Source organism: Streptomyces sp. NPDC041205, from assembly GCF_055591765.1.
This window is the reverse complement of the sequence record NZ_JBVIZH010000002.1, coordinates 915006-928031: the sequence shown is the minus strand read 5'-3', so window position 1 is coordinate 928031 and position 13026 is coordinate 915006. Positions and strand designations below refer to the sequence as shown.

11 protein-coding genes are annotated in these 13026 nt (G+C 71.4%); 6 read left to right on the top strand and 5 right to left on the bottom strand.

What is annotated here, in order from left to right:
* Nucleotides 1-125: 125 nt before the first annotated feature.
* Nucleotides 126-1967 (top strand): phosphoenolpyruvate carboxykinase (GTP), encoded by a 1842-nt coding sequence (locus ACZ6BG_RS11055; protein ID WP_468999620.1) that lies wholly within the window; start codon nt 126-128, stop codon nt 1965-1967.
* A 58-nt stretch (nt 1968-2025) separates the two neighbouring features.
* Here the strand turns inward: ACZ6BG_RS11055 and ACZ6BG_RS11050 are convergent, their stop codons facing one another.
* Nucleotides 2026-2436 (bottom strand): SCO4983 family protein, encoded by a 411-nt coding sequence (locus ACZ6BG_RS11050; protein WP_468999619.1) that lies wholly within the window; start codon nt 2434-2436, stop codon nt 2026-2028.
* A gap of 103 nt (nt 2437-2539) precedes the next feature.
* A complete protein-coding gene (locus ACZ6BG_RS11045) occupies nt 2540-3751 on the bottom strand; it encodes a pyridoxal phosphate-dependent aminotransferase (protein WP_468999618.1) in 1212 nt (403 codons plus the stop codon).
* Nucleotides 3752-3967: 216 nt separating this feature from the next.
* Here ACZ6BG_RS11045 and ACZ6BG_RS11040 point away from each other — a divergent pair, with 216 nt between their 5' ends.
* The gene (locus tag ACZ6BG_RS11040; protein WP_468999617.1) at nt 3968-4837 is read left to right on the top strand and encodes a S1 family peptidase; all 870 of its coding nucleotides are present in this window, start codon (nt 3968-3970) and stop codon (nt 4835-4837) included.
* A gap of 10 nt (nt 4838-4847) precedes the next feature.
* Here ACZ6BG_RS11040 and ACZ6BG_RS11035 read toward each other — a convergent pair whose 3' ends face one another.
* Nucleotides 4848-6479, bottom strand: coding sequence for an N-acyl-D-amino-acid deacylase family protein (locus ACZ6BG_RS11035; RefSeq protein WP_468999616.1), 1632 nt, complete (start codon nt 6477-6479; stop codon nt 4848-4850).
* 296 nt (nt 6480-6775) lie between these two features.
* Nucleotides 6776-8086 carry an alanine racemase gene (locus tag ACZ6BG_RS11030; RefSeq protein WP_468999615.1) on the bottom strand — a complete coding sequence of 437 codons (1311 nt, stop codon included), beginning with the start codon at nt 8084-8086 and terminating at the stop codon, nt 6776-6778.
* A 202-nt stretch (nt 8087-8288) separates the two neighbouring features.
* Here ACZ6BG_RS11030 and ACZ6BG_RS11025 point away from each other — a divergent pair, with 202 nt between their 5' ends.
* The 4 genes from ACZ6BG_RS11025 to ACZ6BG_RS11010 all read left to right on the top strand — a co-directional run bounded on the left by ACZ6BG_RS11025 (nt 8289) and on the right by ACZ6BG_RS11010 (nt 12299).
* Nucleotides 8289-9380 (top strand): sugar kinase, encoded by a 1092-nt coding sequence (locus ACZ6BG_RS11025; RefSeq protein ID WP_468999614.1) that lies wholly within the window; start codon nt 8289-8291, stop codon nt 9378-9380.
* Nucleotides 9377-10129 (top strand): IclR family transcriptional regulator, encoded by a 753-nt coding sequence (locus ACZ6BG_RS11020; protein ID WP_468999612.1) that lies wholly within the window; start codon nt 9377-9379, stop codon nt 10127-10129. The genes ACZ6BG_RS11025 and ACZ6BG_RS11020 overlap by 4 nt, the downstream gene beginning before the upstream one ends.
* A 98-nt stretch (nt 10130-10227) precedes the next feature.
* Nucleotides 10228-10638, top strand: coding sequence for a RidA family protein (locus ACZ6BG_RS11015; protein WP_030357976.1), 411 nt, complete (start codon nt 10228-10230; stop codon nt 10636-10638).
* Nucleotides 10639-10799: 161 nt separating this feature from the next.
* Nucleotides 10800-12299 (top strand): GntP family permease, encoded by a 1500-nt coding sequence (locus ACZ6BG_RS11010; protein ID WP_468999611.1) that lies wholly within the window; start codon nt 10800-10802, stop codon nt 12297-12299.
* Between the two features lie 96 nt (nt 12300-12395).
* Here ACZ6BG_RS11010 and ACZ6BG_RS11005 read toward each other — a convergent pair whose 3' ends face one another.
* The gene (locus ACZ6BG_RS11005; RefSeq protein ID WP_468451242.1) at nt 12396-13019 is read right to left on the bottom strand and encodes a hypothetical protein; all 624 of its coding nucleotides are present in this window, start codon (nt 13017-13019) and stop codon (nt 12396-12398) included.
* Between the last annotated feature and the right edge of the window lie 7 nt (nt 13020-13026).

Genomic DNA, 13026 nt, shown 5'->3' with positions numbered 1-13026 from the left:
ATGCGTCGGATGATCAAATGAGTGCGGTCGGCACCGGATGAGCGCCAGGGAGATCGAAGCAGTGAAGCATCCGGGTCGCAGCCCCCACGGGGCCCCAACCACAAAACCCTCGTATAGGAGCAATCGTGGCGCGCGATATCGCGGCTCCCCCGTCAGTGACGTCCCCGGACACCGTCCCCACCGACCACCAGGCACTCGTGTCCTGGGTGAACGAGATCGCCGAACTGACCCAGCCGGACAGCGTGGTCTGGTGTGACGGCTCCGAGGCCGAGTACGAGCGCCTGTGCGAGGAGCTCGTGGCCAAGGGCACCTTCAAGAAGCTGGACCCGATCAAGCGGCCCAACTCCTACTACGCGGCCTCCGACCCGACGGACGTCGCGCGCGTCGAGGACCGCACGTTCATCTGCTCCGAGAAGGAGGCGGACGCCGGGCCGACGAACCACTGGAAGGACCCGGCGGAGATGCGCGACATCTTCGCGGGGGAGAAGGGTGTCTTCCGGGGCTCCATGCGCGGCCGCACGATGTACGTCGTGCCGTTCTGCATGGGCCCGCTCGGCTCGCCGCTGTCCGCGATCGGCGTCGAGATCACCGACTCCGCGTACGTCGCCGTGTCCATGCGCACCATGACCCGCATGGGGCAGCCGGTCCTGGACGAGCTGGGCTCCGACGGCTTCTTCGTGAAGGCCGTGCACACCCTCGGCGCCCCGCTGGAGCCGGGCCAGGCGGACGTGCCGTGGCCCTGCAACTCCACGAAGTACATCTCGCACTTCCCGGAGTCCCGCGAGATCTGGTCGTACGGCTCCGGCTACGGCGGCAACGCCCTGCTCGGCAAGAAGTGCTACGCCCTGCGCATCGCCTCCGTCATGGCGCGCGACGAGGGCTGGCTCGCCGAGCACATGCTGATCCTCAAGCTGACGCCGCCGACCGGTGAGTCCAAGTACGTCGCCGCCGCCTTCCCGTCCGCCTGCGGCAAGACCAACCTGGCCATGCTGGAGCCCACGATCTCCGGCTGGACCGTGGAGACCATCGGCGACGACATCGCCTGGATGCGCTTCGGCGCGGACGGCCGCCTCTACGCGATCAACCCCGAGGCCGGCTTCTTCGGCGTCGCGCCCGGCACCGGCGAGCACACCAACGCCAACGCGATGAAGACGCTGTGGGGCAACTCCGTCTTCACCAACGTCGCGCTGACGGACGACGGTGACGTCTGGTGGGAGGGCATGACGGAGGAGACTCCGAAGCACCTCACCGACTGGAAGGGCAACGACTGGACCCCCGAGTCCGGCGTCCCCGCCGCGCACCCGAACGCCCGCTTCACCACGCCCGCCTCGCAGTGCCCGATCATCGCGCCCGAGTGGGAGGACCCCAAGGGCGTGCCGATCTCGGCGATCCTCTTCGGCGGCCGCCGCGCCTCCGCGGTGCCGCTGGTCACCGAGTCCCTCAGCTGGAACCACGGTGTCTTCCTGGGCGCGAACGTCGCCTCCGAGAAGACCGCCGCGGCCGAGGGCAAGGTCGGCGAGCTGCGCCGCGACCCGTTCGCCATGCTGCCGTTCTGCGGCTACAACATGGGTGACTACATGGCCCACTGGGTGGACGTGGCCAAGGACAAGGACCAGTCCAAGCTGCCGAAGATCTACTACGTGAACTGGTTCCGCAAGAACGCGGACGGCAAGTTCGTGTGGCCCGGCTTCGGTGAGAACTCCCGTGTCCTGAAGTGGATCGTCGACCGCCTCGACGGGCGCGCCGAGGGCGTGGAGACCCCCATCGGCGTCCTGCCGACGCCCGCGTCCCTGGACACGAACGGCCTCGAACTGCCCGCCGCCGACCTGGAGTTCCTGCTCACGGTCGACAAGGAGGTCTGGCGCGAGGAGGCCGCGCTGGTCCCCGAGCACCTGAACACGTTCGGGGACCACACCCCGAAGGAGCTGTGGGACGAGTACCGCGCGCTGGTCGCCCGACTGGGCTGACCCCGTCGGCAGATGACACCCGGGCCGCACGCCGCTGAGGCGCGCGGCCCGGGGTCGTTCAGGCGGCGCCCACGAGGTGGGCGGCGGCCGCGTGCGCGTCCATGCGCTCGGCGGCCAGGATCGCCGCGCCCGTGTCGGCGCGGGACGCGGCCACGACCAGGGCACGGCCCGCGAGGGCGTGCGCGCGCTGGTGCAGGCCGGACGCGTGGGGCTCGTGGATGGCGGCGACCACGCCCGCGCGGACCGGCGGCAGCCCGCCGCGCAGGCGGGTCACCTGGGCCGCCAACTGCTCGGCGGCGGCGTCGAGGCCGGGGGAGGGGGCGAGCGCGCGCAGCTCGTCGGTGACGGCGAGCAGTGCGGCGAGGTGCCCGGCGAGCTGGATGTCCAGCTCCTCCTCGCGGGAGCGGTGCGGGAAGTCGCCCGGGTCGGCCATGGCGTGGACCGACTTGGTGCGGATCGGCTCGTACATGAGAGGGCCTCCAGGCGGTTGCTTGAAAGCCATCCTAGCTTAGATTCTGTCTAAAGTTGAGTCGATCCTGGAAAGCGGGATCAAGGGCGGCCGCGGGGGCGGGTCACGGCTGGCTGTAGCCGTCCAGGAAGGTGCCGATCCGGGTCACCGCGTCCGCCAGGTCCGGCGCCGTCGGCAGGGTGACCACGCGGAAGTGGTCGGGCTCGGGCCAGTTGAAGCCGGTGCCGTGGACGACCATGATCTTCTCGGCGCGGAGCAGGTCGAGGACGAGCTGACGGTCGTCCTTGACCTTGAAGACCTTCGGGTCGAGGCGCGGGAAGAGGTACAGGGAGCCCTTCGGCTTCACACAGGTCACGCCCGGGATCCGGGTCAGCAGGTCGTACGCCGTGTCGCGCTGCTCCAGGAGGCGCCCGCCCGGGAGCACCAGGTCGTTGATCGTCTGCCGCCCGCCGAGCGCGGCGACCACGCCGTGCTGGCCCGGCATGTTCGCGCACAGGCGCATGTTCGCCAGGATCGTCAGGCCCTCGATGTACGAGGCGGCGTGGGCCTTCGGCCCGGAGATCGACATCCAGCCGACGCGGTAGCCGGCCACGCGGTACGCCTTCGACATGCCGTTGAACGTGAGCGTCAGCAGGTCCGGGGCGACCGCGGCGGTCGGCGTGTGCGTGGCGCCGTCGTACAGGATCTTGTCGTAGATCTCGTCCGAGCAGACCAGGAGGTTGTGGCGGCGCGCGATGTCGGTGAGGGCGCGGACCATCGCCTCGTCGTAGACCGCCCCGGTCGGGTTGTTCGGGTTGATGATCACCATCGCCTTGGTGCGGTCGGTGATCTTGCGCTCGATGTCGGCGAGGTCGGGCATCCAGTCCGCCTGCTCGTCGCAGCGGTAGTGCACGGCGGTGCCGCCGGAGAGGGAGACCGCGGCGGTCCACAGGGGGTAGTCGGGCGCGGGGACCAGGACCTCGTCGCCGTCGTCGAGGAGGCCCTGCATGGCCATCACGATCAGCTCGGAGACGCCGTTGCCGATGAAGACGTGCTCGACGTCGGTCTCGATGCCGAGGGTCTGGTTGTGCATCACCACGGCGCGGCGCGCCGCGAGCAGGCCCTTCGCGTCGCCGTACCCGTGGGCGTCGCCGACGTTGCGGAGGATGTCCTCCAGGATCTCCGGGGGGCACTCGAAGCCGAAGGCCGCGGGGTTGCCGGTGTTGAGCTTGAGGATGCGGTGGCCTGCGGCTTCCAGGCGCATCGCCTCATCGAGCACCGGGCCCCGGATCTCGTAACAGACGTTGGCGAGCTTGGTCGACTGGATCACCTGCATCCCCCGAGCGTACCGGGCGGGGCGCCTTGGGCAGGGAGAGCTCGGTCACGGTCCCTGTCGTTCGCGGGTGCGGCCCGTCGGGGGCTGGTCGCGCAGTTCCCCGCGCCCCTTTGGGGTGCGGTCTTGTCCCGCCCGCCGGATACCCCAACAATGCGCATGACAAAACCGAGGGCTCAAGAGGCCCTCGGTCACACAGGCATCAGAGGGGACCCCCACATGAACAAGCCTCTCGTCGGAGCCGCACTCACCGCCGTACTCCTCGGCGCGGCGAGTGTGCCCGCGGCGGCCGTCAGCAATGACGCGCCGTCGTCCGACAAGCGGACGGCGGCCGCCGTCAAGGCACCGGCCGCCAAGGCCGTGAGCTTCGCCGGCACCGTGGCGCTCAGCAACTGTTCCGGCTCCGTCGTCCGCGTACCGTCGTCGCAGCCCACCGACCCCGCGCTCGTGATGTCCAACGGGCACTGCCTGGAGACCGGCTTCCCGGCCCCCGGCCAGGTCATCGTCGACCGCGCCTCCTCCCGCAGCTTCACGCTCCTGAACGCGAGCGGCGGGAACGCGGGCACCGTGCGCGCCAGCAAGATCGCGTACGGCACGATGACCGACACGGACGTCTCGCTCTACCAGCTGACCAGCACGTACAAGGACATCGAGACCCGCTACGGCATCAAGGCGCTGGAGCTGGACTCCGTGCGTCCGGCGCAGGGCAAGGCCATCACGGTCGTGTCCGGCTACTGGAAGCGGATGTACAAGTGCAACGTCGACGGCTTCGCGTACCAGTTGAAGGAGGGGCGCTGGACCTGGAAGGACTCGGTCCGCTACACCTCCGCGTGCCAGACGATCGGCGGCACGTCGGGCTCGCCGGTGGTCGACGACGCGTCCGGCAAGGTCGTCGCCGTCAACAACACCGGCAATGAGAACGGCGAGCGCTGCACGGACAACAACCCGTGCGAGGTCGACCAGAACGGCAAGGTGACCGTCCGCCAGGGCATCAACTACGGCCAGCAGACGTACACCATCGTCCCCTGCGTCGGGGCCGGTAACAAGATCGACCTGAACCGTCCGGGCTGCACGCTGCCCAAGCCCTGACCCCCCGGGATCAGGTTCCGGTCCGGCGCACGGCACGTCCCGCGAGGACGTCCGTGCGCCGGCCGTCCTCGATCACGAACCTGCCGTCGATGAGGACGTGCGGGATGCCCACCGGCAGGGTGCGCGGCGCCTCGAACGTCGAGCCCGCCGCGACCGTGTCCGGGGCGAAGAGGACCAGGTCGGCGCGGTAGCCCTCGCGGACGAGGCCCCGGTCGGGCAGGCGGAGGCGGGCCGCAGGGCGCGAGGTGAGGTGCGCGACGCACTCCTCCAGGGACAGCACCCCCAACTCCCGCACGTACTTGCCCAGATACTGCGGAAATGTGCCGTACGCCCGCGGGTGCGGCTTGAAGCCCTGCAGGATGCCGTCGCTGCCGCCCGTGTGCACCGGGTGGCGCATGATCGCCCGGACGTTCTCCTCGTGGCCCACGTGCTGGAGGATCGTCGAGCCGAGCCGGTCGTTGATCAGCAGCCGCCGGGCCGTCACCCACGGCTCCTCGCCGCGCATGTCCGCCGACTGCTGGATCGTCTTGCCCACGCAGGAGGCGAGCCCGGGGTCGGACACGCCCGAGATCTCGATCGTGTCCCACTCGATGGGCACGCCGTGGCACCCGTCCGCGCCGATGACCTCCATGTGGTGACGGATCCGCGCCGCCGTCCCGTCGTCCCGCAGCCGGGCGAGGATCGCGTCCGGGCCGCCCTCGCTCGCCCAACTCGGCAGCATCGCCACGAGCGTCGTGCAGCCGGGCGTGTACGGGTACGTGTCCAGGGTGATGTCGGCCCCGGCCGCGAGCGCGTCGTCCAGGAGCGCGAGGAGCTCCGGGGCCCTGCCCTTGTTCACGCCGAAGTTCATGGTGGCGTGGGCGAGGTGGAGGGGGCAGTTCGCGGAGCGCGTCAGCTCCACCATCTCCTCGTACGCCTCCAGGGCGCCCGCGCCGTAACTGCGGTGGTGCGGGCAGTAGTAGCCGTCGTACGCCGCCACCACCCGGCACAGCTCGGTGAGTTCGGCGTCCTTCGCGTACATGCCCGGGGTGTACGTCAGGCCCGACGACATGCCGACGGCGCCCTGCTCCATGCCCTCGGCCACCAGCCGCTTCATCCGCTCCAGCTCGGCCGGGGTGGCCTCGCGGTCCTCCCAGCCCACCGCGTACATCCTGACCGTGCCCTGCGGGATCAGGTACGCCGCGTTCACCGCGATGCCCCGGCCGTCGTGCGACCTGTCCAGGCGGTCCAGGTACTCGCCGACCGTGCGCCAGTCGAAGTCGATGGACGTATCCCCGGGCGCACCGCCGTTCCAGCCCGTGATCGCCTGGCGGACCTGGGTGAGGGTGCGGTCGTCCACCGGGGCGTACGACAGGCCGTCCTGGCCGATGACTTCCAGGGTGACGCCCTGGGCCGCCTTCGCGCTGTGGTCGGGGTCGCGGAGGAGGGCGAGGTCGCTGTGGGCGTGCATGTCGATGAAGCCGGGGGCCAGGGCGAGGCCGTCAGCCTCCACGGTTCTTGTGCCCGCCGTGGCCGTCGGGCGGGGGCCCGTGCCCTCCTGGCGGATCTCGGTGATGCGGCCGGCTGTTATGGCCACGTCGGCTCTGTACGAGGCGCCGCCCGTGCCGTCGATCAGGCGGGCTCCGCGGATGAGCAGGTCCATGGTGGGGTGCCTTTCTGGTGCGGGTGGTGGTGGCCTCGCGGGGCGCCCCGGGCCCGCCCCTTCTCCGAAACCGGGGCTGCGCCCCGGACCCCGCTATCGGCGCTTCGCGCCTCGTCCTCAAACGCCGGACGGGCTGAATGCCTCCCCGGGGCGGGCCGGAGAGGTGTTTCGGGGCCAGGGGGTGCCGGGCTTCTGGGCGGCCCTGGGGGAAGGTTGGGCGGGTGGGTGGGAGAAAGCCCGTCCGGCGATTGAGGACGAGCGCGGAGCGCGATTCGGGGGTGCCCCTGGACGGGCGGTCAGAAGTAGGTGCGGATGTAGTCCGTGACCGTTCCGTCCGCCTCGACCAGAGGGATCAGCTGCCACTTGTCGAAGGACGTGCAGGGGTGGGAGAGCCCGAGCCCGACCCAGTCCCCGACCTCCAGCTCCACGCCGGAGGCGGTCCGCAGCCACCCGTGCTGGTCGGAGAGCCCGGTCACGACGACCCCGTCGGCGGCGGCCTCCGTCCCGTCGCCGCGCCGGACGACCTGTGCGGCGGGCAGGTCCAGGTCGTACGCCGCGTCCCGCTTGCCGGCGTTGACGAAGGCCTGTTCGGCCGTGGGCCGCGACACGACCTGCGCCCACAGCCGGAAGGCGGGCTGGAGGGCCCCTTCCTCGGGGACGCGGTTGAAGGGGGTGAGATGCGCGTAGTGCCCGTCGTCGTGGGAGACGTACGCCCCGGACCGAAGCAGCTTGAGGACGGGCAGGGAAAGCCGCGGGACGGAGGCGAACTCGTCGGCCACCGCGTCGAACCACGCGGACCCCCCGGCGCTGACGACGATCTCGTCGAGCCCACCGGACTTGAACCGCCCCGCCACGTCGAACTCCTCGGCGAGCGCGACGAGCCGCCGCAGCCAGGTGTGCACCCGCTCGGGCGTGGCGTCCGGCACCTCCCCCTCGTACCCGGCGACGCCGACGAGCCGCAGCGTCCCGACGGCGGCGACGGCGTCGGCGACGTCCGCGCAGTCCGCCTCGGTGCGCGCGCCGGTGCGGGCACCGTCGCCGGCGGCGAGTTCGACGACGACGTCGACGGGGCGGCGGGCGCCCGCCGAGCGGAGGGCCGCGTCCATCAGTTCCACGCCGCGTACCGAGTCGACGTAGCAGATGAAGCGGAAGCCGGGGTCGGCGTCGAGTTCGGCGGCGAGCCAGCGCAGCGCGGCCGCGTCGACGAGTTCGTTGGCGAGGAAGATCCGCTCGACGCCGAACTCGCGGGCCACGCGCACCTGGTGGGGGACGGCGAGGGTGATGCCCCAGGCACCGTGGGCGAGTTGGCGCTCGAAGAGCTGGGGAGCCATGGACGTCTTGCCGTGCGGCGCGAAGGCGAGGGCGTGCCGGGTGGCGTACTCCTCCATGAGCGCGAGGTTGTGCTCCAGGCGCTCGGCGGAGAGCGCGAGCACGGGGGTGGTGAAGCCGCCGGTGAAGAGGTTGCGGCGCTCCGCGGCCAGCTCGCCGACGGTCAGCCCGTCGGCGTCCGGCGGCAGCGCCTTGAAGCGGTGGTCGATCCGCTCGTCGGCGAGGCGCGCGACGGCGTGCGCGCGGCGGTCGGCGGGGGCGGGCTTGTCGGCGGCCATGGGGCGCCTCCTCGGCTCTTCGGGCCCGTCAGCCTTGCGCTGCCCGAGCTCGTCGGTGTGGCTTCGCAACGCCCCCCATCGTGGGCGTTGCACAATATGCAACGTTCATTGCGTATGTCGCTTACTGCTGTCTAACATCCGAGCCAACGCCGGGTCAACGGATCCGGCGGGCGAGTGAAGCGAGCGAGAGGCTGACACCGACGTGACCCGAGCAGGCGCCGCCGGAGACACGAACTCCCTGGACACCGACGTGGTGGCGGTGGGCGAGTCCATGGTGACGTTCCTGCCGTCGCGCCCGGGACGGCTCGCCGACGTACCGTCGTTCGAGCGCGGCATCGGCGGCGCCGAGTCGAACGTCGCCTGCGCCCTGGCCGCCGCGGGCCACCGCGCCCGCTGGGTCAGCCGCGTCGGCGCCGACGGATTCGGCGACCACCTGGTCGAGACGATCGGGCAGTACGGCGTCGACACCTCCGCCGTCGGCCGCGACCCGCACCGCCCCACCGGCATCTACTTCCGCACCGCCGACGACCGGGGCGCCGACGCCCACGAGGTCGTCTACTACCGCGCGGGCTCCGCCGCCTCCGCGATGTCGCCCGCGACCATGCCGCACGACGCCCTGTGGTCGGGCCGCGTCCTGCACCTCTCCGGCATCACCGCCGCCCTCTCCGCCGACTGCCTCGCCCTCGTCCGCGACCTGTGCCACCGGAGGCCCGGCCGCCGCTCCCTGGTCTCCTTCGACGTCAACCACCGCCCGGGCCTGTGGCGCGCGGACGACGGCGCCGAGGTCCTGCTCGACCTCGCCCGCGGCGCCGACCTCGTCTTCGTCGGCGAGGACGAGGCCGCCGCGGCCTGGGACGTCACCGGCGGCCCGGCCGCGATCAGGGCCGCCCTGCCCGAGCCCGCCGTGCTCGTCGTCAAGCAGGGTGCCCGCGGCGCGACCGTCTTCGCCGCCGACCACGCCACCGGGTGCGACACCGTCACCTTCGTCCCCGCCCTGCGCGTCGACGTCGTCGCGCCCGTCGGCGCCGGGGACGCCTTCGCCGCCGGTTTCCTCTCCGCGACCCTGCGCGGCCTGCCCGCCGAGCGCCGTCTGCGCCACGGCCACCTGATGGCCGCCGCCGCCCTCACCGTCCCCGGCGACCTCGCGACCCCGCCGTCGCGCGGCCACGCCGACACCCTCGCCGCCCTGGACCCCGCCGACTGGGAGACTCTGCGTCTCCGCCCCGGCTGGACGGCGGCGGCCGACCCGACCAGGGCCACCGCCGTGGCCGACGAGGAGGTACGTCCGACATGAGCCAGACCGTCGACCGCGCCCTGTCCATCCTGCCGCTGCTCGCCGAGGGCCCCGCCGACCTCGGCCAGGTCGCCGACCGCCTCGGCGTGCACAAGTCCACGGCCCTGCGCCTGCTTCGCACCCTGCACGAACACGGCCTGGTCTTCCGCCAGTCCGACCAGCGCTACCGCCTCGGCGCCCGGCTCTTCGCGCTCGCCCAGGAAGCCGTGGAGAACCTCGACGTGCGCGAGATCGCGCACCCCCACCTCCTCGCCCTGAACGAGAAGTGCGGCCACACCGTCCACCTCGCCGTGTACGAGGAGCAGGAAGTCCTCTACATCGACAAGGTCGAGAGCCGCTACCCGGTCCGGATGTACTCGCGCATCGGCAAGCCCGTCGCCATCACCGTCGCCGCCGTCGCCAAGCTGCTCCTCGCCGACTTCCCCGAGGCCGAGCGCCGCGCCCTCGCGGACAAGCTCGACTATCCCGCGTACACGTCCCGTTCCACGCCCAACGCCGCCGCCTTCCTCAAGGAGCTGGCGCAGGTGCGCGAACAGGGCTGGGCCACCGACCTCGGCGGCCACGAGGAGTCCATCAACTGCATCGGCGCCCCCATCCGCGGCGCCGACGGCCGGGTCGTCGCCGCCATGTCGGTGTCCGCCCCGAACGTCGTCGTCACCGCCGAGGAACTCCTGCGGCTGCTGCCGTTGGTACGGCGTACGGCGGAGGCCATCAGCAGGGAGTACTCGGGGCACGCCCCGGAGAAGTAGTACTCCCGAGAAGCAACTCGACGTGACGGCGCGACGACGTGACCAAGTAGCGACGTAACGACGCAACGAAGCAACACCCCTACGGAGAAGGCAAGTCCATGAGCGAGAAGACCGCCATCACCCCCGCCACCCACACCGCCCCGCCCGCGAAGTTCTCGCACGGCGTCAAGAAGGGCAACATCCTCCAGGTCGCAGGCCAGGTCGGCTTCCTGCCCGCCGAGGAGGGCAAGGCCCCCACCCCCGCGGGCCCGACCCTGCGCGAGCAGACCCTGCAGACCTTCGCCAACGTCAAGGCGATCCTCGAAGAGGGCGGCGCCACCTGGGACGACGTGATGATGATGCGCGTCTACCTCACGGACGTGGACCACTTCGCGGAGATGAACGAGATCTACAACCAGTACTTCGAGGAGCAGGGCCTCAAGGCCCCGGCGTCCGCCCGCACCACCGTGTACGTCGGCCTGCCCAAGGGCCTGCTCATCGAGATCGACGCGCTGGCCGTACTCGGCTGATCGCCGCAGCGGGCGACGGCCGCACCGGTCACCACCCCTGACCGCGGCCCGTCGCCGCCCCCCACCCGCAAGCCGCACGTCATCACGGCGCGGTGCCGACCCGGGCGCCGCGCCGCGATCCCCCCTGCCCAAGAAAGCCCCATGCACTTACGAGGTCAACGATGTCCCCGTCCTCCCCCGTGTCCGCGACGCTCGCGGCCACCGCCCCCGCACAAGAGACCCCACCGCACACCGGCGGCCTGATGGCCCTGATCGACGGCACGGCGGGCCTTTTGACCGTCGCGGCCCTCGGCATCCTGCTGCTCCTCTTCCTGATCATCAAGGTCAGGCTCCAGCCGTTCGTGGCCCTCCTGGCGGTCTCCATAGCCGTCGGCCTGGCAGCGGGCCTGTCGGTCACCGAACTCTTCGGCACGGTCCAGAAGTCGGACGCGGTCTCCCTCATCGAGACCGGCATGGGCGGCATCCTCGGCCATGTCGCGATCATCATCGGCCTCGGCACCATGCTCGGCGCGATCCTCGAAGTCTCCGGCGGGGCCGAGGTGCTGTCCCGGCGCCTCCTCGACCTCTTCGGCGAGAAGCGCGCCCCCGTGGCCATGGGCCTGACCGGCCTCATCTTCGGCATCCCGGTCTTCTTCGACGTCGGCATCTTCGTCCTCGCGCCGATCGTGTACGCCGCCGCCAAGCGCAGCGGCAAGTCGATCCTCCTGTACTGCCTGCCGCTGCTCGCGGGCCTGTCCATGACGCACGCCTTCCTGCCCCCGCACCCCGGGCCCGTGGCGGCGGCCGGACTGCTGAAGGTGGACCTCGGCTGGGTCATCCTCATGGGCATCGTCTGCGGCGTCCCCGCCGTGCTCGCGGCCTGGGTGTTCTCCGCCTGGATCGGCAAGCGAATCTTCGTCCCCGTACCGCAGGACATGCTGGAGGCCTCCGAGGAGGCGAAGGCGGCCGTCGCCGACGAGCAGCGCGCGCAGGGCCTGACCCCGACGGAGGAGCCGGTCGCGCTGAGCACCGTGTTCCTGATCATCGGCACCCCGCTGCTGCTCATCCTGCTCGCGACGTTCTCCTCCATCGCCTTCGACCCGTCCACGCTCCGCAGCGTGATCGAGTTCTTCGGCCACCCCTTCGTCGCCCTGACGATCGCGCTCCTGATGGCGTACTACCTGCTGGGCATCCGCCGCGGCTGGTCCCGCAAGTCCCTGGAGACGGTGTCGACGGCGTCCCTGAAGCCCGTCGGCAACATCCTCCTCGTCGTCGGCGCGGGCGGGGTCTTCGGCGCCGTGCTCAAGGGCAGCGGTGTCGCGGGCGCCCTCGCCGACACCTTCAACGACGTGGGTCTGCCGGTCATCGTCCTCGCGTACCTCATCTCCCTGGTCCTGCGCGTGGCCCAGGGATCGGCGACGGTCGCGATCGTCACCACGGCGGGCATCGTCGCACCGCTGCTCGCCGAGGGCGACTACTCCAACGCCTTCACCGCCCTGGTCATCATGGCCATCTCCGCGGGCTCGATCTTCGCCTCGCACGTCAACGACGGCGGCTTCTGGATCGTGGCGAAGTACTTCGGCATCTCCGAGCGCGACACCCTCAAGACCTGGACGGTCCTGGAGTCGGTGCTCTCGGTGGCGGGGTTCGCGGTGGCGGCGGTGGTGAGCCTGTTCGTGTAGCCGTACGTCCGCTGTCCGGCGGCATGTGAACGGGGATGCGCGGCGATCCGGCCGCGCATCCCCGTTCACATGCCGCCCGAGGGAAGCCCCTCGGCCTCAGTACGGCTGCTTCTTGCTGACCGCGTGGGCCACGCTGTAGGCGCCGACCATGGCCACGGCCAGGCCCGCGAGGGCGATGCCGCCGTTGAGGCGCTCCCACCAGAACTTGTGCGGAGACATGGGCTCGTGGTCGAGCATCGCCTCGAGCAGGTCGGTGCCGCCGATGTCGAGCAGGGTGAACACATAGCCGTTCGCGACGCCGAGGTACGCGCCGAGGGCGGCCAGGATCGCGGCCCAGACGTGCGGTCCGGCGGCGCGGCCGCCCGTGCGGCCGGTCACCACGCCCACGACCACCGCGAGCACCGCGGCACAGGCCAGATAGGTGGCCTGGAGCCCCACCCGCGAGAGGTCCTTGTGGCTGGCGACCAGCAGGCCCGCGTAGGCAAGGCCGATGCCCAGCGAGACGAGCAGTCCGAGGAAGAAGGCCCTGCCCGGCTGCGCGCGGCCGCCGGGGGGCGGGAAGCCGGGGGCGTAGGGGTAGCCGTGCGGCGCCGGCTGCTGGGGAGGGTAGGGGGCCATGTTCTGGCCCGGGCCCGGATAGCCGTATCCCGGCTGCTGTGGTGGCTGGCCGTACTGCGGTGGCTGGCCGTACTGCGGTGGCTGCGGCTGCCAGTTGCTCATGAGTCCC